The organism is Dinoroseobacter sp. PD6 (genome assembly GCF_028807315.1).
GTDB lineage: Bacteria > Pseudomonadota > Alphaproteobacteria > Rhodobacterales > Rhodobacteraceae > Dinoroseobacter > Dinoroseobacter shibae.
In genome coordinates this window covers 44,676-68,178 of sequence record NZ_JARAMN010000008.1, presented here as the reverse complement: position 1 = coordinate 68,178, position 23,503 = coordinate 44,676, and the positions used below count along the sequence as shown (strand labels likewise).

Sequence of the window (23,503 nt, the reverse complement as noted above, 5' to 3'; positions counted from 1 at the left end):
GCCTCAGGTGTCGCGTGCGATAACGAAACGCGCCAGCTCGCACAAGGTCTCTGCCTCCGCGCCATAGGGCTGCAACGCCGCCTCGGCCTCGGCCACCAGCGCCGCCGCCCGCGCCCGCGCCGCCTCCAGCCCCAGGAGCGACACGAAGGTCGCCTTGCCCGCCTCGGCATCCTTCTGTAGCCGCTTGCCCGCTTTTTCAGCATCGCCCGTGACGTCCAAGATGTCATCCGCGATCTGGAAGGCAAGGCCGATGGCCTCGGCATACCGCCGCAGGGGGGCCGGGTCCGCCCGGGCCAGCAGCGCGCCCGCCTCCGCCGACCAGCGGATCAGCGCGCCGGTCTTGCCCGCCTGCAACCGGGTGATCTCGGCCAGGGTCAGGGGGGCCGCCGCGGTTTCGGCCGCGATGTCCAGCGCCTGGCCCAGCACCATGCCCGCCGCGCCCGAGGCCTGCGCCAAACTGCGCACCAGCGCCAGCGCCACGGCCGGATCGCCGGTCATGCGCGGATCGCTCAGCGCCTCGAAGGCCAGGGTCTGCAACGCATCGCCCACGAGGATCGCGCTCGCCTCGTCCCATTTGACGTGCACCGTGGGCTGACCCCGGCGCAGATCGTCATCGTCCATCGCAGGCAGATCGTCATGGACCAGGGAATAGGCATGCAGGCACTCGATGGCGGCGGCGGCGTAAACCGCCCGCTCCGGCGCCACACCGTGCAGCCAGGCCGTCTCCAGCACCAGCACTCCGCGCAACCGCTTGCCGCCCCGGGTGGCATAGGCCATCCCGTCGCGGATAACGCTCTCGGGCTGAGCTCCGATCAGATCGTCAAGACAGGCGGCAATCCGTGTGGCCCCGTCGGCTTGGGCCGCTGCAAACCCCGACAAGGCTCAGAGCCCGTCGGCGGGCTTCACGCCCGTGGGCTGACCATCCGCATCGAGCGTGATCTGCGCCACCTTCTCCTCGGCTTCCTTCAGCTTGGTCTCGCAGCGCGCCTTCAGCGCCGCGCCGCGCTCATAGAGCTTGATCGAATCCTCCAGCGGCACGCTGCCCCGTTCCAATTCGCCGACGACCTTTTCCAGCTCGGCCATCGCCGCCTCGAAACTCATCTCTTCCACCGGGGTATCGCTCATTGCGCGTGCTCCATCAGGGTCTTTACATGGGCGGCGGTGCTCGCCCCCAAGGCGGGCAGATCATAGCCCCCTTCGAGGGTGGAGACCACGCGCCCGTCACAGAATTCCGCCGCGATCTCGCACAACCGACCCGTCACCCAGGCGAAATCCTCCTCCACCAGCGCCATCTGCGCCAGCGGGTCCGCCCGGTGCGCGTCGAACCCGGCCGAGACCAGGATCAGTTCGGGCCGGAAGTTTTCCAGGGCCGGAAATACCTCCGCCTCGTACTGCCGCCGGAAGGCCGGGCCGGCCGTGTCCGGCGGGAAAGGCAGGTTGAAGACATTGCCATGGGCGCCGGTCTCGTGCCGCGCGCCGGAGCCGGGATAGAGCGGCATCTGGTGGCTGGAGATGAAGAACGCCCGCGCCTCGTCCCAGAGCAGGTCCTGAGTGCCATTGCCATGGTGGACGTCGAAATCCACCACCGCCACCCGAGAGAGCCCGTGGTGATCCAGCGCTCGCTTCGCCCCGATGGCGATATTCCCGAACAGGCAGAACCCCATCGCGGTCTCGGTCTCCGCATGGTGGCCGGGCGGGCGACAGGCGACAAAGGCATTGCCGACCTCTCCGGCCAGCACCGCATCCACCGCCGCGCAGACCCCGCCGACCCCGCGCAGGGCCGCGTTCCAGGACCCGGACATCACATGCGTATCGGCATCCAGCGACACCACACCCGCGCCTTCCTCGGGGATCGCGGCGCGCACCCGGTCGATGTACCCCTGCGGGTGGCAGCGCAGGATATCCGCGATCTCGCCCAGGGGCGCGGACCGGCGCTCCAGCGCGGCAAAACCGGGGGTGTCCAGCGCCTCGGCCACCGCAACAAGGCGCGCGACCTGCTCGGGATGGCCCGGGGGCGTGACGTGTGACAGACACTCGGAATGGGTATAGACAGCGGTGGACATGACCGAATGGCTAGAGGATCGACCGCGATGAAACAAGGGCTCTGGGCAGCGATCGCCCTGCTGGCTTCCGTTGGCCTCGCCCGGGCGGAGTTCCCGGCCCCCGGCACCGTGCTGGCCGAGATCACCGTCGACGTGACCGGCGACGGCACGCCCGACACCGCGCGACTGGTCGTCGGAACGGACGCGGATGCGGTGCTCGTGCTCGACACCGGTCAGCGCCGCGTGACCGCGCCCAAGATCGCCTGGCTCGGCGGCCCTGCGCCGGGCCCGAGCCTCGAGGCCACCTCCGCGGGCAGCCTGCAGGTCGTCACCGGCAATGACAGCATCGGGCGCGAGCGCTGGTCGCAAACCCTGACCCTGGCCTGGCGCGACGACGACCTGCTGCTGGCCGGGTTCACCTATGGCTGGCGCGATACGCTCGATGCCGCCAATACCGGACGCTGCGACGTGAACCTGCTGACCGGGCGCGGGGTGCTGACCGTGAACGGGCAAGAGACCGCAATCACGCAGCCGCCCGACCGCCTGCCCGTCACCCTCTGGGACGGCCAGCCACCGCGCAGTTGCGGGCTGGACTAGCGGGCCGTCACTCCACCGACAGCATGTAGCCTGCCCCGCGGACGGTCTGCAGGAAGCGGGGTTGCTTCGGATCAGCCTCGATCTTGCGGCGCAGGCGGGTGATCTGCACGTCCACCGCGCGTTCCTGGGCCTGTCCGCCATCCCTGCCGCTGCCCCGGCCCAGATCATCGACAAGCTTGGACCGGCTCAGCGCCTCGCCGGGACAGGACGCGAAGATCCGCATCAGGGCGCTTTCGGTCGCGGTCAGGCGCACGGGCTCGTCGCCGCGCCACATCTCGCCGCGCTCCACGTCGTAGCGCACCGGGCCGAGATGCAGCACCTTGGGCCGGGCCGCGGGCTCGTCGGTCTTGGGCACCCGGCGCAGCACCGCGTTGATCCGCAGCAGCAGCTCCTTGGGCTCGAACGGCTTGGCGATGTAGTCATCCGCCCCCGCCTCAAGCCCCGCGATCCGGTCGGTCGCCTCCCCCTTCGCCGTCAGCAGCAGGATCGGCGTCTCCCGCGTCTCGCGCAGGGATCTGGTCAGGGCAACGCCATCCTCGCCGGGCATCATCACGTCGAGCACGATCAGGTCGAAATCCAGACCGGCCAGCAGCCGCCGCGCCTGGGCCGCATCCCGGGCCGCCGAAACCCAGAATCCGTTCCGGATCAGGAATTTCTGCAAGAGCGTGCGGATGCGCTCGTCGTCATCCACGATCAGCAGATGGGCGTCTTCGTCCTGCATCAAGAAGTCTCCTTGAGCGCATTGAACAACGCCCGGCTCTCCGCGTCCATCATTTGTTCGAGCACCGTGCGAAACCCGGCCACCGCCTCCGGCCCCGCGTCGCGGAAGGCCGCGCGCATGCGGGCCCGCTGCGCCTCCGACAACTCGCGCTCCAGCGCCGCACCGGCTTCGGTCAGGTGCAGATGCCGCTCGCGCTTGTCGCGGGTGCCCACGCGGCTCTCGACGAGGCCATCCTCGATCAGGCTGCGCAGCACCCGGTTCAGGCTCTGCTTGGTCACCCCGAGGATATCCAGAAGGTTGTTCACCGTCGTCCCCGGCGCGCGGTTGATGAAATGCACCGCCCGGTGATGCGCCCGGCCATAGCCGTATTGCGCCAAGATCCGGTCGGGATCTGCGGTGAAGCCGCGATAGGCAAAGAACATCGCCTCGATCCCCTTGCGCAGCTGTTCGTCGGTCAAAAACAGCAGGTTCTCACCCTGGGCGGCGCGGCTGGCGATCTCGTTCATGTCGGCCTCTTTTCGATGTTGCAGGCATTTTATGTCAGCCTTGTTGACTTTCCAAGAGCCGATTGCTATCGAATCGCAGCTTTAGCGCAATATTTGGACCGAACCGGACCTATGTGCGCAACTTTTGTAAATCCCTGTGGGGATATGAGGGGGAAAGACCATGGTTGGGGCCTATGACGACCGCGACGGAACGATCTGGATGGATGGCAAGCTGGTGGATTGGCGCGCCGCCAATGTCCATATCCTGACCCATGCCATGCACTATGCCTCCTCGGTGTTCGAGGGCGAGCGGGCCTATAACGGCAAGATCTTCGAGAGCCGCCGCCATTCCGAGCGGCTGCATTTCTCGGCGGGCGAGCTGGATATCGAGATCCCCTTCACCGTGGACGAGATCGAGGCCGCAAAATACGAGGTGATGAAGGTCAACGGGCTGTCGGATGCCTATGTCCGCGCGGTGGCCTGGCGCGGGGCGGGGCCCGACATGGGTGTCGCATCCGCCCGCAATCCCGTCCATCTGGCCATCGCCTGCTGGGAATGGGGCAGCTATTACGGCGACGCCAAGACGCGCGGCGCCAAGCTCGACATCGCCAAGTGGAAGCGCCCCTCACCCGAGACCATCCCGGTCCACGCCAAGGCCGCGGGGCTCTACATGATCTGCACCACGTCCAAGCACGCCGCCGAGGCCAAGGGCTGCTCGGACGCTCTGTTCATGGATTACCGCGGCTACGTGGCCGAGGCGACCGGGGCCAACATCTTCTTCGTCAAGGACGGCGAGGTGCACACGCCCGACCCCGATTGCTTCCTCAATGGGATCACCCGGCAGACAGTGATCGGGATGCTGCGCGACAAGCAGGTGAAGGTGCACGAGCGCCACATCATGCCCGAGGAACTCGAAGGGTTCGAGCAGTGCTGGCTGACCGGCACCGCCGCCGAGGTTACCCCCGTCGGCCAGATCGGCACCTACAACTTCGAGGTCGGCGCCCTGACCCGCGACATCGCGGAAAGCTACGAGCAACTCGTGCGGGCCTGACCGCCCGCGCCTGCCCCGATGCCTGCGCCCGGGCACGGGCGCGGGGCGAAAACCGTCCATCAGAACGACGTGTCACACTGCGCGGCGCCCCCTGCCTGTGCAAGGATACCGGCATGGACCCTGTCAGCCTTGCCTTTTACGCCCTTGTCTGTGCGGTTCTCAGCCTCTTTGCCCCGCGCCTCGGCGGACGCGCGGCGCGGCTGGTGGTGGGCGCGCTGGTCGGCGTGCTGGCCGCCGCCGTCCTGCCCCTTCTCCGCACCACGTTCTTCTGAGGATCGCCCCCATGTCCGAGCCAGAAAACACACGGCGCGACGGCCCCCTGACCCTCCGCGACGCCCGCCTGATCGGGAGCAGCTTCACCGACGTCACCCTGGAAAACAGCGTGTTCGAGAGCGCCAATCTCGCCGATTGCCGGTTCGAGGATGTCACCCTGGCCGGCAGCCTCATCCGCGACGGCAATCTCGACCGGCTGGAGCTGGAGGACGTATCCCTGCGCAACGCCGCCATTCGCAATGCGGATATCACCGGCATGACGCTCGACGGCATCCCGGTCACCGCGCTGCTGGCCGCCTGGCGCGCCAAGCAGGGCTAGAGAAACACCCGCTCCACCGCCCACCAGGCCCCGACCAGGGCGATACCGACCGAGGCCGGGACCGCCACCGCGCGCCGGTACCAGTCCATCCGCCCGAACGGCAGGCCCAGCAACACGAAGGCCGCCGCCAGCACGGCGAGCTGTCCCAGTTCCACCCCGATATTGAACCCGATCAGCCCGGTCAGGAACCGTGCCGGATCAAGCCCGATCTCGCCCAGCACGCTGGCAAAGCCCAGCCCGTGCAACAGCCCGAACCCGAACACCACCGCCGTGCGCCGCCAGCCGATGGCACCGCCGAGGATGTTCTCCACCGCGATGTAGACGATCGAGATCGCGATCAGCGGCTCGACGATGGCGGGCGGCACCGAAACCAGCCCGAGCGTCGCCAGCGCCAGCGTCACGGTATGGGCCAGCGTGAAGGCCGTGACCTGGAACACCAGCGGCTTCAGCGCCAGGCGGAAGAAGAACAGGCCCAGCACGAACAGGATATGGTCCAGCCCCTTGGGCACGATATGGGCAAACCCGATCCCGATATAATCAAAGAAGGCCGCACCGATGGACTGCGTCGCGGTGCCGGTCCGGGGCAAGGGCGCGCTCAACGCCCCATCGGTGAGGTACCCCGAATACCCCTCCCCGCCGTCCTCGGTGTTCTGGCGCACCACCAGCGGCCCGTTCGCCGCCACCCAGCCCAGCACCACGGGCGCCTCCCCCGGCGGCAGGGCGATCTCGGCGGTGATCTGGGTGTCGCGAGGCAGCTCCAGCTCCGGCTCGTCGGCGATCCGCACCTGGCGCAGCACCCAATCGAGCCGCGCGCCGTCCACCTCGGCGATAAAACCGCGGGCGACCTCGGGCCAGGCCGCGCGCAGGGCCGCGGCCATCTCGTCCGGCGGCAGGGCGCGCAGGGCGTCATAGACCTCGGCCTCTGGGGCCTCGTCGGTATCCTCGATCCCCGTGACGTCGATCCCGGCCACCAGCGCCTCGGCGGTCAGTTGCACCACCACCTCGGCCCGGTCCGGCCCGATGATCACATCGGCGACCGCCGGGCGGATTTCATGGGCCCCGGCCTGCGCGGCCCGGAGCAGCGCCATTGACACCAGCATCCAGCAGGCCACCCTGAGCCGCACCCAGCCCCGAAGGTTCCGTTCCATGCGTGCTCTTGCCCCTCTGACACTCGTTCTGTCGCTCACATCGCAGGCGCAGGCCCATGAGTTCTGGATCTCGCCCCAGACGTATCAGGTGGCCCCGGGCGGCGAAATCATCGCCGAGTTGCGCGTGGGTGAAAAGCTCAAAGGCGCGGGCTTTCCCTACATCCCGACCCGCACCGCCCGGTTCGAGATCCTGCAGGGCGACACCCGCCTCGACCCGCAAGCGCGGATCGGCGACCGCCCGGCGCTGCAACGGGTGGTGGACACGCCGGGGCTGGCCATCGTGGTCCATGAAACCGCCGACACCTTCCTCCAGTACCCCAGCTGGGAGAAGTTCGAGGCCTTCACCAGCCAGAAGGATTTCGCCTGGGCGCAGGACATGCACCGCGACCGCGGCCTGCCCGAGCACGGCTTTAGCGAGGTCTATCGCCGCTATGGCAAGGCGCTCGTGGCCGTGGGCGACGGGGCGGGCGCGGATCGGCCCATCGGGCTCGATACCGAGATCGTGGCGCTGGCGAACCCTTACACGGACGACCTGTCGGGCGGTTTGCCCGTGCGGGTACTGCATTTCGGGGCCCCGCGCAGCGACGTGCAGGTAACGCTTTTCGCCCGGGGCGCGGATGGCACCGTCTCCACCTCCCTGCACCGCACGGACGGGGCCGGGGTGGCGGTGCTGCCCATGATGGCGGGGACGGAATACCTGGTGGATTCGGTGATCCTGGAACCGCTGGAGCCCGCGGCCGAGGGCGATCCGGTCTGGTACACGCTCTGGGCGTCGCTGACCTTCCGCACGCCAAACGAGTGATCCCTATTCCGGCCGAACCGGCCGCGCCGCGCCCCGGGCGAGCGCCAGTTGCCGCTCCCGCCAGATGATCGCCCCGCCGGAGGCCATGACGATCGCCGCGCCCGCGAGCATCGGCACCGTGGGCACCTCGCTGAAGATGAAATACCCGATCAGCAGCGCCAGCAGCATCGAGGCATAGTCGAAGGGCGCGACCACCGAGGCGGGCGCGAAGCGATAGGCCGAGGTCAGCAGGATCTGCCCCGTCCCACCGCACAGCCCCGCCATCACCAGAAGCGCCGCGACCTCGACACTGGGCCAGACCCAGCCGAAGGGCAGGGTCAGCAACGACATCACGGTGGAGGTGATCGTGAACCAGAAGACGATCGCACTCGTGCTTTCGGTGGCGACCATCTTGCGGATGAACACATGGGCCAGCGCCGCCAGCCCCGCCGACAGCAGGCAAAAGAGCGCGCCGAGGGCCGCGCGATTCGCGCTGAGATCTGCAAACCCGCCGAGCCGCGGCGACAGCACCACGATCACCCCGGCCAGCCCCACCAGCACCGCGGTGGTGCGAAAAAGCCGGATCCGCTCCCCCAGCATCAGGGCCGCCAGAACCACCACGAAGATCGGCTGGGCAAAGCGAAGCGCCGTGGCCTCGGGCAAGGGCAGAAGCCCCAGACCCGCAAACCCGAACGCCATGGCGCTGGTGCCGACCAGCCCGCGCCAGACATGGGAAACCGGCCGATGCGCCTTCAGCCCGGTGCGCAACTGGCCGCGCAGGGCCAGCCAGCCGAACAGGATGGGAAAGGCGAAGAAAGAGCGGAAAAACACCGCCTGACCGGGCGGAACGATTTCGGACGTGGCCTTCACCAAGGAGGCCATCACCATGAACGCCGTGACAGCGCCAAGTTTCAAAAGGATACCGCGCACCGGAGACATGCCCAGCGCGGTATCCGATTTTCCCATGCTTGCCTAGATCAGGCCGCGTAAGGGATCAGACCTCGATCCCCCGGTCGATCCGGAGATATTTCTGCACGAAGGTCCCTTTGACCGGCCGCGTGCGCTGGTGCAGGGCCAGGGTATTGGGGTGCCGGCCCAGGCGGCGCTCCTGCGCCAGGTAGCGCACCGCACGCATGGGCGCCTCGGCGGCGCGTTGGGTATCCACGATATGCTTCATGAAGTCCTCCTTCCATGATCGGACACGCAATCTAACACGCGAATCGCCAAATCCATAGGGTTTCCGCCTTGGGCTGTTCGGGCGGGCCATGCCCACGCGGGCGGTGCGCAGGCCGAACGCCGCAAACATGCTCAGGTTTCCCATTGATTTCAGCATCTTTGGATTGATCGACCCATGCCCCTTGTGCCCTTTCTCGCCCTTGCCCCTGCCGGTCTCTGATACCGTCGCCATGATCGCGATGAAGGCCCGGGCATCGCCTGCGGTCTGTTGGGCACCGCGCTGGCCTCGACCTAGCCGCCCAGCCGCGCCACCGCCCAGCGCGCCGCATCCGCGACGGCGGGGTCCGGGTCGTCGCAGAGCGCCTGCACCGCCGGGCGCAGGGCAGGCGTGGCGGAATTGCCGATGGCGTAGCAGACATTGCGCACGAACCGGTGCCGCCCGATCCGCTTGATCGGCGAGCCTGAGAACCGCGCGCGGAACCCCGCGTCGTCCAGTGCGGCCAACTCCGCCAGCGCAGGCAGGGTCAGGTCATCGCGGGCGTGATACTTCGCCTCCCGCGCCTCCGCCGCGAACTTGTTCCAGGGACAGACCGCGAGGCAATCGTCGCAGCCATAGATCCGGTTGCCCAGCGCGGGGCGCAGGGCCTCGTCCACCGGCCCCTTGTGCTCGATCGTCAGGTAGGAAATGCAGCGCCGCGCGTCGAGTTGATAGGGCGCCGGGAAGGCATCGGTCGGGCAGATGTCGAGGCAGGCCCGGCACGACCCGCAATGGTCCGCCTCCGGCACGTCCCGAGGCAAGTTCACGGTCGTAAACAGGGCCCCCAGAAACACCCAATTGCCGAAATCGCGGCTCAGAAGGTTGGTATGCTTGCCCTGCCAACCCAGCCCCGCCGCCTGCGCCAGGGGCTTTTCCATCACCGGGGCGGTGTCCACGAAAACCTTGATCTCGCCCCCCGCCTCGGCCAGCAGCCACCGGCCCAGCGCCTTGAGCTTCTTCTTCAGCACATCGTGGTAGTCCCGGTGCCGGGCATAGACGCTGATCAGCCCCCGATCCCGCGCCGCCAGATCCGCCAGCGGGTCGCTGTCCGGCGCGTAGCTCTCGGCCAGCATCACCACCGACCGCGCCTCGGGCCAGAGGCTCGCGGGGTCGCCGCGCCAATGCATCCGCTCGGCCATCCAACCCATCTGCCCATGGCGTCCGGCCTCGACGAAGGCCGCCAACCGCCCAGCCGCCTCGGGGATCGCATCCGGCGCACAGATCCCGGCCCCGACAAATCCCAGCCGTGCCGCCTCGGCCTTCAGGTTCGCCGCGAGGCCCTCATTCAAAAATCCAGGTCCGCGTAATGGGGCGGCTGGATGAAGCCGGGGATCTGGTCGGCGAGGATCGACCGGAAGGCCGGGCGCGACTTGATCTTGGCATACCAGTCCTTCACCGCCGCGTTCCGGTTCCAGTCGATATCCCGGATGTAATCGAGGCACGAGAAATGCGCCGCCGCCGTGAAATCCGCGATGGTCATCGCATCGCCCGCCAGCCAGCGCCGCTGCTCCAGCAGCCAACCCATGTAGTCGATATGGTACTTGATCTTCTGCGCCCCGGTCTTGATCGCCCGGCTTTCGGGGTAGCCCTGGCCCATGATCTTCTTGTTCACCCGCTCATAGAGCAGGTTCTTCGTCACCTCGTTGTGGAACTTGTCGTCGAACCACATCACCAGCCGCCGCGCCTCGAACCGGTCCTGCGGCGTGCCGGGCAGGAGTGCCGGGGTCGGGTGCAGCTCTTCGAGGTACTCGACGATCGCGTGGCTCTCGGTAAGATGGGTGCCACCCATCTTGAGAACCGGCACCTTGCCCGCCGGGTTGCGACGCAGGAAATCCGCCGACGGTTCCCAGTATTTCTCGTCGACCAGCTCCACTTCGATCTTCTTCTCGGCCAGAACCAGCCGCACCTTGCGGCAGAACGGGGACAACGGAACGTGATAGAGGCGATTCATGGGCGGGCTCGATCCTGTTTGGTCCTTTGTGCCTTGGGCGCGGGGCGGCTTCAATCCTCGAAACAGGCCGACCGCCCATCCCGGCGGATCGTCTCCGCCCCGTCGGCCACGCTGGCGGCCCGGCGTTGCAGGCCCGGGCCGGGCGATCTGGCCGAGCGCGCCTTGGGATTGGGCAGCACCACCGCCAGCGCCGCGGCCTGCCGCAAGCTGACATCGCCCGCCGCAGTCCCGAAGTAATGGGGCGCCGCCGCCCCCACCCCGAACACGCCCGCATCGAACTCCGCCACGTTGAGATAGACCTCCAGGATGCGGCGCTTGGGCCAGGTCGCCTCCATCACCGGGGTGATCAGCGCCTCCAGCGCCTTGCGCGGCCAGGACCGGCCGTGCCACAAAAACACGTTCTTGACGACCTGCTGGCTGAGGGTGGAGGCCCCGCGATTGCCCCCCGCCTCGATCGCATCGCGGATCGCGGCCATGTCGAAACCCCAGTGGCGGCAGAAATTGGCGTCCTCCGCCGCAACCACCGCCCGGGCCAGATCGGGCGCAATCCGCTCCATCGGCACCCAGTCCTGCTGCACCGTGCCGAGGCGGGCACGCTCGGCCAGAATGTAGGGCGTGGTCGGCGGATCGATCCAGCGATAGGCGACGATCCACGCAAGGCCCAGGCCCACCACCCCCAGCACCCCGCGCAGCACCCATAGCCGCAGACGCGCCCGCCACGACGGCGCAGCGGCCTTCCTGCGGGGTTTGGCCTTGGCTCTGGTCTTTCTGGGCACTGCTCTGTCCGCTTGTGTCACGGTTTGGGGCGCAGCTTACACCGGGCCAGCGCGCCGGGCCAGCGCGGGCGCGCTCACGCGGTCTCCAAAATCGCGGCCATCTCGCGCTTGACTGCCTCGCGCGTCGGGGCGGCCACCTCGAAAATCTCTTCGGCCTTCATGACGTCGAACACGCTGTAGCGGTTCGAGCCGGGCTGGATCAGCACTTCGGGCGGGTCCTTGGCCAGCTTGGCGTCCAGCAGCGCCTGCATCATGATCCGCATCGCGCCGGTGGCCACGTCCAGCGGGCCCGGCGGTGTGTCATGCGGCTCCGGCGGCTCCGAGGCCACGTCGATCGCCACCCGCACCAGCCCCTCGGGCAGGCAGTCATAGGGCAGGTTGTTGAGCACCCCGCCATCGATGAAATACCGCCCGTCCAGTTCCATCGGCGCAAAGGCCCCCGGGATCGCCGCCGACGCCGCCAGACGCGGGCGCAGCGCGCCCTCGGTAAAGGCGACGCTTTCGCGCGACACGAGATCCGTCGCCACCACGGTCAGGGGGATCGGCAGGTCCTCCAACCGCTCCGGCAGGCCATGGGGCAGTACCGTCTCGACCGCCGCCAGGGGCGGCACGGGGCTGAAAATGCCCACGCCCGCGGCCTGTCGCGCGGCCCAGAAGGTCCGCACCGAGGCAAAGGGCGCCTCCACCATGTCGAGGATATGGGCCCGCATCTCGGCCCCGGTCATGCCATTGGCATAGGCCGCGCCGATCATTGCCCCCACGGAGGTGCCCGCAATCGCCACGGGCCGCGCGCCCAGCTCGTCCAGCGCCTCCAGCGCCACGATATGCCCGAACCCTGCCGCCCCACCGCCGCTGAGCGCCAGACCGAACCCGGCCATTATCCCAGCCCGGTTTCGGCGGCGATCTGCGCACGGGACTTTCGCGCGCGCTCGGTCGCGGATTTCAACTGCCCGCAGGCGGCCATGATGTCCTCACCCCGCGGGGTGCGGATCGGACTGGCATACCCGGCCTTGTAGATGATGTCGGCAAACGCCCGGATGCGGTTGTTCGAGGACCGCTCATAAGGCGCGCCGGGCCACTCGTTGAACGGGATCAGGTTGATCTTGGCCGGAATGCCCTTGATCAGCTCGACCAGCCGCCGCGCATCCTCGTCACTGTCATTGACGCCCTTGAGCATGACGTATTCGAACGTGATCCGCTCGGAATTGCTGGCCTTGGGATAGTCCCGCAGCGCGTCGAGCAGGGTGGCGATGTTCCAGCGCTTGTTGATCGGGACCAGCTTGTCGCGCACCTCGTCCGTGGTCGCATGGAACGACACCGCCAACATGCAGCCGATCTCCTCGGCGGTCCGGGCGATTTCGGGCACCACGCCCGAGGTCGAGAGCGTGATCCGCCGACGGCTCAGGCTGATGCCCTCGGGGTCCATGGCGATCTTCATCGCGTCGCGCACCGCCTCGAAGTTGTAAAGCGGCTCGCCCATCCCCATCAGAACGATATTGGACAAAAGCCGGGTCTCGTTCTTGGGGTTCCGCCCCGGCAGGGGCCACTCGCCCAGGTCGTCGCGCGCGATCATGATCTGGCCGACGATCTCGCCCGCGGTCAGGTTGCGCACCAGTTTTTGCGTGCCCGTGTGGCAGAACGAACAGGTCAGGGTGCAGCCCACCTGGGACGAGACACACAGCGTGCCGCGATCCTCCTCGGGGATATAGACCACCTCCACCTCGTGCCCGCCCGCGATCCGCACCAGGTACTTGCGCGTCCCGTCCTCCGAGACATGGCGGCTGACGACCTCCGGCACGGCGATCTCGAACTGATCGGCCAGCAGGGCGCGGTAGGGCTTGGCGAGGTTCGTCATGTCGTTGAAATCGCGCACGCCGCGTTCATAGAGCCATTGCCAGATCTGGTTGACCCGCATCTTGACCTGCTTTTCGGGCGTGCCCGCCGCTGCCAGCGCCTCGGCCAGTTCGGGCCGGGTCAGGCCCACGAGATTGCGCTTGCCCCCCTCCGGCAGCTTGCGCGGAAAGGTGACGACATCCTGCGTGATCGGCGACGTGGCGGACATGGGCATGCTCGATAAACCTGGGAAAGCCCGGGACATATAGCACGCACCCCGGCTTGAAAACACCCTTTGGCGTCCCGGCACGGCCGTTAACCAATCCAGGACAATTCCATGGCATTTTCCATGAATTCTGCGCAAATGCTACAGAATCTCCGGACTGCCCCCATGCCAAGAAAGTATCGAGTATGTTGAGACCTGTTCTTTCAGCCTGTGCGCTGACCTTCCTCGCCTCCGCCGCCTCCGCCGCCGTCCTCGACTTCGAGACCGGGTTTTCCGGCAACAAGACCGCCATCACCGGCACCGAGTTCCAGGCCAGCTCCGGCGTGAGCTTCTCCAGCCCCAATGGCCTCTACATCGTCAAGGTGGGCGGCAAGACCGACGGCTTCGTGCCCTTCGACAGGCCGAACCCCGCGGACGCCTTCGGCGACTATTTCCTGACCTCGGATTTCGGCACCGTGACCGCCCTGACCATCGATTTCGCCGAGGCGGTGCTGGCCACCTCCTTCGACGTGGCCGATATCGACGGGCGCGGCAACAACCTCGAGGTCTTTACCTTCATCGCGCGGGACGCCACCGGCAATGCCCTCGCCACGCAGACCGTGACCGGCCAGGACGCCAATGCCGGCAACCGGGCCGTGACCCGGATCGGGTTCAGCGGCCTGGGCAGCCTGATTTCGCAAATCGAGATCACGGGCACCACCTTCGGGGGCACCCGCAAGATCGGCATCGCCTTCGACAACTTCAACACCACCGTGAACACCCTGCAAGAGCCGTCGCCCGTGCCGCTGCCCGCCGGTGCGCCGCTCGCCCTGCTGGGACTCGGCGCGCTCGGCCTGCTGCGCGCCCGCCGCAAGGCCGCCTAGGCCCCCGCGCCCCGCGCCCGCCGCGGGGCGGTCAGCTTCATGTCCGGTGTGGCCAGACGCTCCGCCGGACCGGCCCAGGCATAGGCCAACAGGCACGGGTCGCGATCGCCAGTCGTGATCCGATGCTCGTGGCCGGACGTGTTCAAGATCAGCGATCCGGGCGCAAAGACCGCCGCGTTGTTCTCCGACCAGGCGCCGGAGACCGAGATATAGCTTTCCTCGATGTCGTGATGGCTGTGCTGCGGATAGGTCGTATTCGGCGCGAACAGCACAAAGCCCAGGGTCAGGGTCGTCCCCTGCACCGGCCCCCGCGGCCCCAAGACCTCGCAATAGGCGTATTTCTGCGCCAGCGCCTTGGGCACCTTCTCATACCCGTATTCCCAGGTCAGGTCGTCCTTCACTTCCCGCAGGGCCCGCGCCATCCCCTGCATCGCGGCCCGCTCCCCGAGGTCCAGCGCCCGGGCGAAATGGGCCACCACGGGCTTGGTCTCCCGCGAGCGGTCGACCATCGCCGGATTGGCCGCCAACACAGCCGACAGCCGGTCGCGCACCCGCTTGCGATGACTGCGGATCGCGGGGCTGCCCCCGGCAGAGCCATAGCGGTAGAGCGCGTCGAACTCCCGCAACAGGTACACCCAGTTGGGGCAATCCATCAGCCGCAGGGCCGATGCCTCGGCGGGCGTCTCGGGGTTTGGCAGGTCCGGCATGGCGATGTCTCTCGGTCACGACTGCGTTCCGCCAGCCGATAGCCCCGCGGTCCGCGCGATGCAACGCATCAGCGGCCGCCCGGGGACGAAACCGACATGCGGGTCTTCAATCGCGGGCCGCTGGCCCATATTCCGCTCTGGTTGCAAGGGGGGCAGGCATGGCAGATCGGATCGGGCTCATCGGCCTCGGCGATATGGGGTGGCCCATGGTTGCGTGCCTGGCCAAGGCCGAGGCGCGTCCGCGTCTCTGGGCCCGCGACCCCCGGAGTGCCGCCGGCATCCACGCCAGTCGCGTGCTCTTGCAGGCGTTCAGTCTCCCGAGGCCAAGGCAGAGAAATGGTCCGCGAAGATTTCATCGCGATCATCGACATGCGCTGCGCCCGTCCCGCACCTTGAATCACAGGCCCCGGGCATGACGAGGATCAAGCGGCTCGCCAGGGCAGGCTCAGCCGGCGCAGCGCGCCTCCGCCTCTTCGAGCGCCGCGGTGAACCCAAGCAGGCTGAACGTGTCGCGGGTCGTGGTGCCCGAGCGTTCGGACACGCCGGTCACGACCGCCTCGGCCCCGCGCTTCATCGCGGTGATCACCTTGGCGTCGTCCTCGGCGGAGGCGGGCCAGGCATTGCCGCCTTCGGTGAAGAACTCGAAGGTGGAACTGCCGATCTCGACCGTCACGGTAGAGCCTTCGCGGAAATCGTAACCGCCCTTGAAGGACACCTCACCCGCGACATTCTCGGACGGGCGATAAGCAACGAACATCAGGATATCGCCCCGGTTCACGGCCACAGGCCGCCCGTCCCGGGTGTTCACCGTCTCCTTGGGGATCGATACGCTCCAGCATTCGCGCGGGTCGCTTTCGACGAAAACATTCCAATCCGTCTTCACCGCCACCCGGTTGTCGGACACGTCCTGCGCATTGGCCCCCGGTGCGGCGAACGCCGCCAAGGCCAGTCCCAGAACACCCACTGCCATCCGTTTCATCGTCGCTGCCTCCAACGTCTTGCCGCCTTCCGGGCCTTGCCCCGCGTCTCGGGACCTGTCGCTGCACGAAGCCCCGGTCCGGCACCTCGCCCTGTTGCAGAGAAACTAACTCCCCCCATGGCGCAGGCAAAGACCTTTCCAGTCAAAACCTCGGCAAAACCCCGCCTGCGCCTATGTCACGTTCCGCCACGGGTTGGAAGCGTTGACCGCGCAAGCAGGGCACTTTCCCGCCCGAAAGCGGTGCCTAATGCGCACCGCCTGCGCCCTGCACTGGCGGATTTTACGCGTTCTTAAGGGTTCTGCGGCATCCTCGGGGCGCGCTGTCCTGCCCGGCGCCACATGTCGGGACGATGCGCGCCCGGCTGCCAACATGATGCGAGGGACCAATGACCAAAGGTCTTGTGACTGCCCTGTGCCTGTCCGCTGCGACGGCGCTCCTGCCCCTTTCGGCCGGCGCGCAGGATCTCGTCGTGTCGCCCGACGCGGGCTGGGCCGAACGGATCGGCGCCATCTTGCGCAGCCGTGAGGTCGACCTGTCCACGTCCTTCCGACTGTTCAATCCCGAACGGCTCCATCCCGAACCGGCGGAGCGCGCGGTCGAAAAGGCAACCTGGGATGTCATGATCACCAGAAGCAGCCGGGACCTGCCCAGCCCAGCCTCCGAGGGCTGGATCGCCGGGCTGATCCTGCGGTTCTAGGGCCGGGTCCGCGGTCAGGTCGTCGCGAAATCCGCCCGGCTGTAACCCTGCAGGAACAGCAGCGCGCTGAGATCGCCGAAATTGATCCGCCGGTCGCATTCCGCGGCCACCACCGGCTTGGCGTGGAGCGCCACGCCCGCCCCCGCCCGGCCCAGCATCCCCAGATCATTGGCCCCGTCGCCCACGGCCATCACATCCGCCTCCGAAATCCCAAGCCGCGCGGTGATCTCCTCCAGTGCCGCGACCTTCGCCGCCCGACCCAGGATCGGCTCGATCACCCGGCCGGTCAGCACCCCGTCCACGATCTCCAGCGTGTTGGCGCGATTCTCGTCGAACCCCAACAGGGCCGCCACCCGCGCTGTGAACGCCGTGAACCCGCCCGAGACCAGCGCCGCATAGGCCCCGTCCCGCTTCATCGTCGCCACCAGCGCCCGCCCCCCCGGCATCAGATCGATCCGCGTCTCCAGAACCCGGTCGATCACCGCCGCATCCAGCCCGGCCAGCAGCCCGACCCGCTCCCGCAGTGCACCCTCGAAATCCAGCTCGCCATTCATCGCCCGGGCGGTGATCTCGGCCACGCGCGGCCCGACCCCGGCCTCATCGGCCAACTCGTCGATGCATTCCTGCCGGATCATGGTGCTGTCCATATCGGCCAGCAGCATCGCCTTGCGCCGCCCCGCCGCGGGCTGCACCACCAGGTCGACGCGCTGGCCCTGCAGGTCCGCCCAAACCTGCCACAGGTTGCCGGGCACCGCCTGCAGCGGAAACTCCGCCGCCTCCCCCGCGGCCAACCACCGCGCATCGCCCCCGCCCCAGGCATCGCGCAGGGCGGTGACCATCGCCTCCTCCAGCGCGGGCGCGGCAGGATCGGTCAGCAGGGTGGCAACGAACATCGGGACAGCTCCATTCCGGTTTGGCGCGCATAAACCACGACCCGCGCCCGCGCGCCAGTCCGTCCGCGCCCAGTTTCCGATCCGAAACAGTCTCCTCTGCAACTCCCGGCATTGCGACACAATCGCCGCATTTTCCGGCTTGCCGCCCCCCGGCACCGCCGCTTATACGCGTCCCCGGGACACCCTTCCCCAACGAAGGGCAGATATCTGGAAGGATACCAGACATGGCACTCGACGCTCCGGTCACGCGGCCGGCAAACCCGCGTTTTTCCTCTGGCCCCTGCGCCAAACCCCCCACATGGACCCTCGATACGCTCGGCGACGCCGCCCTTGGCCGGTCGCACCGCGCCACTGTCGGCAAGGACAAGCTGAAAGCCGCGATCGAGACCACGCGCGAGGTGCTGGGCGTGCCTGCCGATTACAAGATCGGCATCGTGCCCGCCTCCGACACCGGCGCCTACGAGATGGCGATGTGGTCCCTGCTCGGCGAACGCCCGGTGGAAATGCTCGCCTGGGAAAGCTTCGGGTCCGGCTGGGTCACCGACGCGATCAAGCAGCTCAAACTGGACGCCACCACCCGCACCGCAGAGTACGGCGAGATCGTCGACCTGGCCGCGGTCGATTTCGACAAGGACGTGTGCTTCACCTGGAACGGCACGACCTCGGGCGTGCGCGTCCCCGATGGCGACTGGATCCCCGCCGACCGCGCGGGCCTGACGCTCTGCGACGCGACCTCGGCGGCCTTCGCCATGGATCTGGCCTGGGACAAGCTCGATGCCACCACCTTCAGCTGGCAGAAGGTGCTGGGCGGCGAGGCCGCACACGGCATCCTGATCCTGTCCCCCCGCGCCGTCGCGCGCCTGGAATCCTACACACCGCCCTGGCCTTTACCCAAGATCTTCCGCCTGACCAAGGGCGGCAAGCTGATCGACGGGATCTTCCGGGGCGAGACGATCAACACGCCCTCGATGCTCTGTGTCGAGGATTACCTCTTCGCGCTCGACTGGGCGAAATCCGTGGGCGGCCTGCCGGGCCTGATCGCGCGGGCCGAGGCGAACACCGCCGCCATCGCGGCCTTCGTGGCGGCCAACGACTGGATCGACTTCCTGGCGGCGGACCCGGCGACACGCTCGACCACCTCGGTCTGCCTGAAATTCACCGACGACCGGATCGCGAACGGGGCGGCGTTCGCCAAGGCCGTGGCCAAGCGGCTGGAGGCCGAGGGCATCGCCTTTGACATCGGCGCCTATCGCGACGCCCCTCCGGGCCTGCGCATCTGGTGCGGCGGCACGGTGGAGACATCGGATATCGAGGCCCTGCTGCCCTGGCTCGCCTGGGCCTTCGAGGCCGAGATCGCCGCGCAACTGGCCGAAGCCTGAGCGCATGCCGGGGTGAACCCCGGCCTACCCCCCGGACAGATCCGGCCCGGCCAGTCTCGGCCGGGCTATTCCTGACAATTTTACGAGGCATACAAAGGTCCGACACATGGCCGACGCCATGCCGACGCCGATCCGACCTGCCTCAGACCCCAAAAAAGGAGCCCGAAATGGCGCCCAAAGTACTCGTCTCCGACAAGCTCTCGGAAACCGCCGTCCAGATCTTCCGCGACCGCGGCATCGAGGTCGATTTCGAACCGTCCCTCGGCAAGGACAAGGACAAGCTCGCGGAAGTCATTGGAAAATATGACGGTCTCGCCATCCGCTCGGCCACCAAGGTCACCGAGAAGCTGCTGGCACATGCCGACAACCTCAAGGTCGTGGGCCGCGCCGGGATCGGCACCGACAACGTGGACAAGGTCGCCGCCTCCAAGAAGGGCGTGATCGTGATGAACACCCCCTTCGGCAACATGATCACCACCGCCGAACACGCCATCGCGATGATGTTCGCCGTCGCCCGCCAGATCCCCGAGGCCAGCGCGTCGACCCATGCGGGCAAGTGGGAGAAGTCGAAATTCATGGGGGTCGAGTTGACCGCCAAGACCCTGGGCGTGATCGGCGCGGGCAATATCGGCGGTATCGTCTGCGAACGCGCCCTGGGCTTGAAGATGAAGGTCATCGCCTATGATCCCTTCCTGTCCGAAGAACGCGCCGACAAGCTTGGGGTGGAAAAGGTCGATCTCGACACCCTGCTGGCGCGGGCCGATTTCATCACGCTGCACGTGCCGCTCACGGACCAGACCCGCAACATCCTGAGCCGCGAGGCGCTGGAGAAGACCAAGAAGGGCGTGCGGATCATCAACTGCGCGCGCGGCGGGCTGGTGGACGAACAGGCGCTCGCGGATCTTCTGAAATCCGGTCATGTGGCCGGAGCCGCCTTCGACGTCTTCGCCGAGGAACCCGCGACCGAGAACCCGCTTTTCGGCCTGCCCAACGTGGTCTGTACCCCGCATCTGGGCGCCTCCACCACCGAGGCGCAGGAAAACGTGGCCCTGCAGGTGGCCGAGCAGATGTCGAACTACCTGCTCAGCGGGGCGGTGGAAAACGCGCTCAACATGCCGTCGGTGACCGCCGAGGAAGCCAAGACCATGGGGCCTTGGGTCAAACTGGCGGGCCATCTCGGCACCTTCGTGGGCCAGCTGACCGACGAGCCCATCGACAGCATCGAGATCCTCTATAACGGCACGGTCGCCAAGATGAACCTCGAGGCGCTGAACTGCGCCGTGATCGCGGGCATCATGCAGGCCACGAACCCGGACGTGAACATGGTTTCCGCCCCGGTGATCGCCAAGGAACGCGGCATCGGTCTGTCGACCACCACCCAGGACAAGTCCGGCGTGTTCGACGGCTACGTCAAGCTGACGGTGAAGACCGACCAGCGCACCCGGTCCATCGCGGGCACGGTGTTCTCGGATGGCAAGCCGCGCTTCATCCAGATCAAGGGCATCAATATCGACGCCGAGATCGGCGAGCACATGCTCTACACCACCAACAAGGACACGCCGGGCATGATCGGCACCTTGGGGGGGATCCTGGGTGAGAACCAGGTCAACATCGCGAACTTCACCCTCGGCCGGAACGAGACCAACGGCGACGCCATCGCCATGCTCTATCTCGACGCCCCCCTGCCGCGGGACGTGCAGGACAAGCTGATCGCGACCGGCCTGTTCCAGCAGGTGCGCCCCCTGCAATTCAACGTCGCCTGAGCGTGACAAATCCGCGACCGGCCCCGGACGGGTCGGTCGCCCCTCGGAGAGAGCATGCGCCTCTACATTCTCGGCGATATCCACGGACAACTCGACCAGCTCCGCCGGGCCCACCGGCTGATTGCCGAGGACAAGGCGCGCGTGGCCGATCCGGAGGCGCCCGTCGTCCATCTGGGCGACCTGGTGGATCGCGGCCCGGACAGTCGCGGCGTGCTCGACCACCTGATCGCCGGGCGTGCGGCCGGCGCGCCCTGGATCGTGCTCAAGGGCAACCATGACCGCATGTTCGCCCGCTTCGCCCGCAATGGGCTGGCCCATGACACCAACGTGAAATCCGGCAAGAGCTGGCTGCACCCGGTGCTGGGCGGGACGGCGACGCTGGCCTCCTACGGGATCGCCGCCGAGGACGGCGATTTCGCGCCCGCGGCCGAAGCCGCCGCCCGCACCGTGCCGGAGGCCCATCTGAACTTCCTCGAAAGCCTGCCCTTGTGGTTCGAAGCCCCCGGCCTGCTCTGCGTGCATGCGGGCATCCGCCCCGGTCGCGCGCTGACCGCCCAGGATACCGAGGATCTGCTCTGGATCCGGGAGCCTTTTCTGTCCGACGCGCGGTCCCATGGGCGGCTGGTGGTGCATGGGCATACCGCGCTCGATGCACCCACCCATTTCGGCAATCGGGTCGATCTCGATGGTGGCGCAGGCTATGGCCGCCCGCTGGTCCCGGCGGTGTTCGAAGGCCCCCATGCCGCAATCCTGACCGAGACCGGACGCCGCCCGCTCACCCCGGCCTGAGCCCGGTCCATGTTCAGGGCCGGTTGCGCGTCTGCCAGAGCCGCCGCGCGGCCCAGACCGCGGTCCCGCCGAAAAACGCGCTGGCGATCAGCACCACCTCGACCCAGGCGATCCCGCCAAATCCCCGCGTCAGCAAGGCAAACCCCATCAACCCCAGCCCGAACAGGCTGAAGCCGAGCCGGAACCACAGCTCCCCCCGCGTCGGCCCGAACTTGCTCATCCGCGCCAACCCGCCGCGTCCGCCCCGAAGGACCGCGCCGCACCCCCGATCTGCCCTGTCATGGCCCCTCCCTCCCGAACTGCCCGGCCATCCTTGCCCAAATGCACAGGCCCGGCCACCGCGAACCAACCGGCATCGACAGCGCCCCGGAACCCGTGCCATGCCCCGGGCGTTGCCGTCGCAAAAGGAGCCCTCCCATGATTCGCCCCCTCGTCGCCGCCCTCTGCCTCGCCCTGCCTGCGCCTCAGGTCACCTGGGCCGAACAGGTCGGCAATGTGGACGTGGACTGGATCGGCAACGACATCATCATCGAGGCCATCGCCGACCCCGAGGTCGCGGGCGTCACCTGCCATGTCGCCTATTTCGAACGGGGGCTGATCGACCGGATTTCCAAGGGCAACTGGTTCGAGGACCCGTCGAACGCCTCCATCGCCTGCCGCCAGACAGGCCCGATCACCATCGGCGAGATCGATCGCAGCGACGAGGGTGAGGACGTGTTCAACGAACGCCGCTCCATCGTGCTGAAATCCCTGCGGATCAAGCGGATCTTCGACGAGACCAACCAGACCCTGATCTATGTCGCCCACGCCCGCGAGCTGACCGACGGGTCGGCGAAAATGGCGATCTCCACCGTGCCGCTCTATCAACCCTAGGGCGCGCTCAGGCGCATGGTGTCGCCGGGCTGCAATTTCGGGGTCAGGGTGACCACTTCGGACGAGGTCGCGCCCTCCATCCGCGCCACGATCATGTCGGCGGCGGTGCGCCCGATCTCCCGGCGGCAACTGTCGATCGTGGCCAGGGTCACCGGCAAACCGCGCAGCAATTCGACCCCGTTGAACCCGGCCATCCCGAAACTGCCGGGAATATCCATGCCCTTCTCGGTACAATAGAGCAATCCGCCCGCCCCGATCAGGTCGTTGGAGTAATAGAGGAAATCGAGGTCGGGCGTCCGCTCCAGCATGGCGGCGGTCAACTCGCGGCCCTTGGCCAGCGCCGAGCCGCCCTCGTAGAATTCCCAATCGGCGAGTTCTATACCGCCCTTGGCGAGCGCTTCGACGAACCCCTCGTAGCGTTTGCGCGCCCGATGATCCAAGGCCATCTTGGTGCCCATGAAGCCGATCCGCCGGTAGCCCGCCTCCAGGATCGCCTCGCCCATCTCGCGGCCCGCGCGACGATGGGAAATCCCCACGGCGCAATCGGTCGGATTGCCATCGGTATCCATGATCTCGACCACCGGGATGCCGGAGTTGCGCAGCATCGCGCGCGCGGCCTCCGTATGCTCCAGCCCGGCGATGATCACGCCCGAGGGACGCCAGGACAGCATCTCGTAGAGGACCTTTTCTTCCTTCTCGGGCAGGTAGTCGGTGATGCCGACCACGGGTTGCAACTCGGTCTCTTCCAGCACGCTGGAAATGCCGCCCATCACCTCCGGAAACACCATGTTGGACATTGACGGGATGATCACCGCCACCAGGTTCACCCGGTTCGAGGCCAGCGCGCCGGCGATCTTGTTGGGCACGTAGCCCAGGGCGCGCGCGGCCTCCTGCACCTTGGCGCGGGTCGCGTCCGAGACATCGCCGCGATTGCGCAGCACCCGGCTCACGGTCATCTCGCTTACCCCGGAGGCTTCCGACACGTCCCGCAGGGTCAGGGGGCGTCGCGCAGGGGGGGCGGAAACGTCGTTCATCGAGGGGCTCCTGAAACTGGCGGCAGGTCACATCCATCCGCGGGCCGCCGCACGCAAACCCGGAGATGCCCATAGCTTACGTTAGCGGTCACAATTCTGGCAAGGGGAC

General features: G+C 67.5%; 29 protein-coding genes. 11 read left to right on the top strand and 18 right to left on the bottom strand.

Annotated elements, in window-relative coordinates; translation table 11 throughout:
- Positions 1-3 precede the first annotated feature (3 nt).
- The 3 genes from PVW48_RS13915 to PVW48_RS13905 are packed head-to-tail and all read right to left on the bottom strand — an operon-like array spanning position 4 to position 2,063.
- Positions 4-837 (bottom strand): polyprenyl synthetase family protein, encoded by an 834-nt coding sequence (locus tag PVW48_RS13915; RefSeq protein ID WP_274581870.1) that lies wholly within the window; start codon positions 835-837, stop codon positions 4-6.
- A gap of 45 nt (positions 838-882) precedes the next feature.
- Positions 883-1,125, bottom strand: coding sequence for an exodeoxyribonuclease VII small subunit (locus PVW48_RS13910; RefSeq protein WP_012179956.1), 243 nt, complete (start codon positions 1,123-1,125; stop codon positions 883-885).
- Positions 1,122-2,063: a histone deacetylase family protein gene (locus tag PVW48_RS13905; protein WP_274581778.1), complete on the bottom strand. Its 942-nt coding sequence runs from the start codon at positions 2,061-2,063 to the stop codon at positions 1,122-1,124. The genes PVW48_RS13910 and PVW48_RS13905 overlap by 4 nt, the downstream gene beginning before the upstream one ends.
- Before the next feature lie 27 nt (positions 2,064-2,090).
- Here PVW48_RS13905 and PVW48_RS13900 point away from each other — a divergent pair, with 27 nt between their 5' ends.
- Complete coding sequence (locus PVW48_RS13900) at positions 2,091-2,639, top strand: hypothetical protein (protein ID WP_012179958.1); 549 nt, start codon at positions 2,091-2,093, stop codon at positions 2,637-2,639.
- 7 nt (positions 2,640-2,646) lie between these two features.
- On the opposite strand, the gene PVW48_RS13895 is transcribed toward PVW48_RS13900, so the two are convergent.
- Both PVW48_RS13895 and PVW48_RS13890 read right to left on the bottom strand, forming a co-directional pair.
- Complete coding sequence (locus PVW48_RS13895; RefSeq protein ID WP_012179959.1) at positions 2,647-3,360, bottom strand: response regulator; 714 nt, start codon at positions 3,358-3,360, stop codon at positions 2,647-2,649.
- Positions 3,360-3,866, bottom strand: coding sequence for a MarR family winged helix-turn-helix transcriptional regulator (locus PVW48_RS13890; protein ID WP_012179960.1), 507 nt, complete (start codon positions 3,864-3,866; stop codon positions 3,360-3,362). Before PVW48_RS13890 ends, PVW48_RS13895 begins: the two co-directional genes overlap by 1 nt.
- A gap of 160 nt (positions 3,867-4,026) precedes the next feature.
- On the opposite strand from PVW48_RS13890, the gene PVW48_RS13885 reads away from it, so the two are divergent.
- From PVW48_RS13885 to PVW48_RS13875, 3 genes are all read left to right on the top strand, one after another.
- Positions 4,027-4,896, top strand: a complete 870-nt coding sequence (locus PVW48_RS13885; protein WP_012179961.1) for a branched-chain amino acid aminotransferase — start codon at positions 4,027-4,029, stop codon at positions 4,894-4,896.
- Positions 4,897-5,009: 113 nt separating this feature from the next.
- Entirely contained in the window at positions 5,010-5,168 is a 159-nt protein-coding gene (locus tag PVW48_RS13880; protein ID WP_203426291.1) for a hypothetical protein, read from the top strand.
- An 11-nt stretch (positions 5,169-5,179) separates the two neighbouring features.
- On the top strand, positions 5,180-5,488 hold the full coding sequence (locus PVW48_RS13875; protein WP_274581777.1) for a pentapeptide repeat-containing protein: 309 nt from the start codon (positions 5,180-5,182) through the stop codon (positions 5,486-5,488).
- Here PVW48_RS13875 and PVW48_RS13870 read toward each other — a convergent pair.
- A complete protein-coding gene (locus PVW48_RS13870; protein WP_274581776.1) occupies positions 5,485-6,636 on the bottom strand; it encodes a HupE/UreJ family protein in 1,152 nt (383 codons plus the stop codon). The genes PVW48_RS13875 and PVW48_RS13870 overlap by 4 nt on opposite strands.
- Between PVW48_RS13870 and PVW48_RS13865 the strand changes: the two genes are divergently transcribed.
- A complete protein-coding gene (locus PVW48_RS13865; protein ID WP_274581775.1) occupies positions 6,635-7,438 on the top strand; it encodes a DUF4198 domain-containing protein in 804 nt (267 codons plus the stop codon). The genes PVW48_RS13870 and PVW48_RS13865 overlap by 2 nt on opposite strands.
- Positions 7,439-7,441: 3 nt before the next feature.
- Here the strand turns inward: PVW48_RS13865 and PVW48_RS13860 are convergent, their stop codons facing one another.
- The 7 genes from PVW48_RS13860 to rlmN all read right to left on the bottom strand — a co-directional run bounded on the left by PVW48_RS13860 (position 7,442) and on the right by rlmN (position 13,419).
- A complete protein-coding gene (locus PVW48_RS13860; protein ID WP_274581774.1) occupies positions 7,442-8,383 on the bottom strand; it encodes a DMT family transporter in 942 nt (313 codons plus the stop codon).
- Between the two features lie 28 nt (positions 8,384-8,411).
- Positions 8,412-8,594, bottom strand: coding sequence for a hypothetical protein (locus PVW48_RS13855; RefSeq protein ID WP_044028088.1), 183 nt, complete (start codon positions 8,592-8,594; stop codon positions 8,412-8,414).
- A 290-nt stretch (positions 8,595-8,884) separates the two neighbouring features.
- Positions 8,885-9,919: a tRNA epoxyqueuosine(34) reductase QueG gene (gene queG / locus PVW48_RS13850; protein ID WP_274581773.1), complete on the bottom strand. Its 1,035-nt coding sequence runs from the start codon at positions 9,917-9,919 to the stop codon at positions 8,885-8,887.
- A complete protein-coding gene (gene fzlA, locus PVW48_RS13845; protein ID WP_012179968.1) occupies positions 9,916-10,581 on the bottom strand; it encodes an FtsZ-binding protein FzlA in 666 nt (221 codons plus the stop codon). The genes queG and fzlA overlap by 4 nt, the downstream gene beginning before the upstream one ends.
- Positions 10,582-10,631: 50 nt before the next feature.
- Positions 10,632-11,357, bottom strand: a complete 726-nt coding sequence (gene mtgA, locus PVW48_RS13840) for a monofunctional biosynthetic peptidoglycan transglycosylase (protein WP_443112680.1) — start codon at positions 11,355-11,357, stop codon at positions 10,632-10,634.
- A 74-nt stretch (positions 11,358-11,431) separates the two neighbouring features.
- Complete coding sequence (locus PVW48_RS13835; RefSeq protein ID WP_012179970.1) at positions 11,432-12,235, bottom strand: patatin-like phospholipase family protein; 804 nt, start codon at positions 12,233-12,235, stop codon at positions 11,432-11,434.
- Positions 12,235-13,419, bottom strand: coding sequence for a 23S rRNA (adenine(2503)-C(2))-methyltransferase RlmN (gene rlmN / locus PVW48_RS13830; RefSeq protein WP_044029070.1), 1,185 nt, complete (start codon positions 13,417-13,419; stop codon positions 12,235-12,237). Before rlmN ends, PVW48_RS13835 begins: the two co-directional genes overlap by 1 nt.
- A 182-nt stretch (positions 13,420-13,601) precedes the next feature.
- Between rlmN and PVW48_RS13825 the strand changes: the two genes are divergently transcribed.
- Entirely contained in the window at positions 13,602-14,279 is a 678-nt protein-coding gene (locus PVW48_RS13825; RefSeq protein WP_012179972.1) for a hypothetical protein, read from the top strand.
- On the opposite strand, the gene PVW48_RS13820 is transcribed toward PVW48_RS13825, so the two are convergent.
- Together PVW48_RS13820 and PVW48_RS13815 are read right to left on the bottom strand one after the other, a co-directional pair.
- Positions 14,276-14,986, bottom strand: a complete 711-nt coding sequence (locus PVW48_RS13820) for a dimethylsulfonioproprionate lyase family protein (RefSeq protein WP_274581772.1) — start codon at positions 14,984-14,986, stop codon at positions 14,276-14,278. The two genes, PVW48_RS13825 and PVW48_RS13820, sit on opposite strands and share 4 nt — an antisense overlap.
- A 445-nt stretch (positions 14,987-15,431) precedes the next feature.
- Positions 15,432-15,965 carry an invasion associated locus B family protein gene (locus PVW48_RS13815; RefSeq protein ID WP_274581771.1) on the bottom strand — a complete coding sequence of 178 codons (534 nt, stop codon included), beginning with the start codon at positions 15,963-15,965 and terminating at the stop codon, positions 15,432-15,434.
- A 386-nt stretch (positions 15,966-16,351) separates the two neighbouring features.
- Between PVW48_RS13815 and PVW48_RS13810 the strand changes: the two genes are divergently transcribed.
- Positions 16,352-16,663: a hypothetical protein gene (locus PVW48_RS13810; RefSeq protein ID WP_012179975.1), complete on the top strand. Its 312-nt coding sequence runs from the start codon at positions 16,352-16,354 to the stop codon at positions 16,661-16,663.
- Between the two features lie 14 nt (positions 16,664-16,677).
- Here the strand turns inward: PVW48_RS13810 and serB are convergent, their stop codons facing one another.
- A complete protein-coding gene (serB, locus tag PVW48_RS13805; protein WP_274581770.1) occupies positions 16,678-17,556 on the bottom strand; it encodes a phosphoserine phosphatase SerB in 879 nt (292 codons plus the stop codon).
- A gap of 224 nt (positions 17,557-17,780) precedes the next feature.
- Between serB and PVW48_RS13800 the strand changes: the two genes are divergently transcribed.
- The 3 genes from PVW48_RS13800 to PVW48_RS13790 all read left to right on the top strand — a co-directional run bounded on the left by PVW48_RS13800 (position 17,781) and on the right by PVW48_RS13790 (position 21,487).
- Entirely contained in the window at positions 17,781-18,935 is a 1,155-nt protein-coding gene (locus tag PVW48_RS13800; RefSeq protein ID WP_274581769.1) for a phosphoserine transaminase, read from the top strand.
- A gap of 167 nt (positions 18,936-19,102) precedes the next feature.
- Positions 19,103-20,698: a phosphoglycerate dehydrogenase gene (gene serA / locus PVW48_RS13795; RefSeq protein ID WP_012179978.1), complete on the top strand. Its 1,596-nt coding sequence runs from the start codon at positions 19,103-19,105 to the stop codon at positions 20,696-20,698.
- Positions 20,699-20,752: 54 nt separating this feature from the next.
- A complete protein-coding gene (locus PVW48_RS13790) occupies positions 20,753-21,487 on the top strand; it encodes a metallophosphoesterase (RefSeq protein WP_274581768.1) in 735 nt (244 codons plus the stop codon).
- 13 nt (positions 21,488-21,500) lie between these two features.
- Here the strand turns inward: PVW48_RS13790 and PVW48_RS13785 are convergent, their stop codons facing one another.
- Positions 21,501-21,707, bottom strand: a complete 207-nt coding sequence (locus PVW48_RS13785; protein ID WP_012179980.1) for a hypothetical protein — start codon at positions 21,705-21,707, stop codon at positions 21,501-21,503.
- 197 nt (positions 21,708-21,904) lie between these two features.
- Here PVW48_RS13785 and PVW48_RS13780 point away from each other — a divergent pair, with 197 nt between their 5' ends.
- On the top strand, positions 21,905-22,360 hold the full coding sequence (locus PVW48_RS13780) for a CreA family protein (RefSeq protein WP_274581767.1): 456 nt from the start codon (positions 21,905-21,907) through the stop codon (positions 22,358-22,360).
- On the opposite strand, the gene PVW48_RS13775 is transcribed toward PVW48_RS13780, so the two are convergent.
- Positions 22,357-23,394 (bottom strand): LacI family DNA-binding transcriptional regulator, encoded by a 1,038-nt coding sequence (locus PVW48_RS13775; RefSeq protein WP_274581766.1) that lies wholly within the window; start codon positions 23,392-23,394, stop codon positions 22,357-22,359. The two genes, PVW48_RS13780 and PVW48_RS13775, sit on opposite strands and share 4 nt — an antisense overlap.
- Between the last annotated feature and the right edge of the window lie 109 nt (positions 23,395-23,503).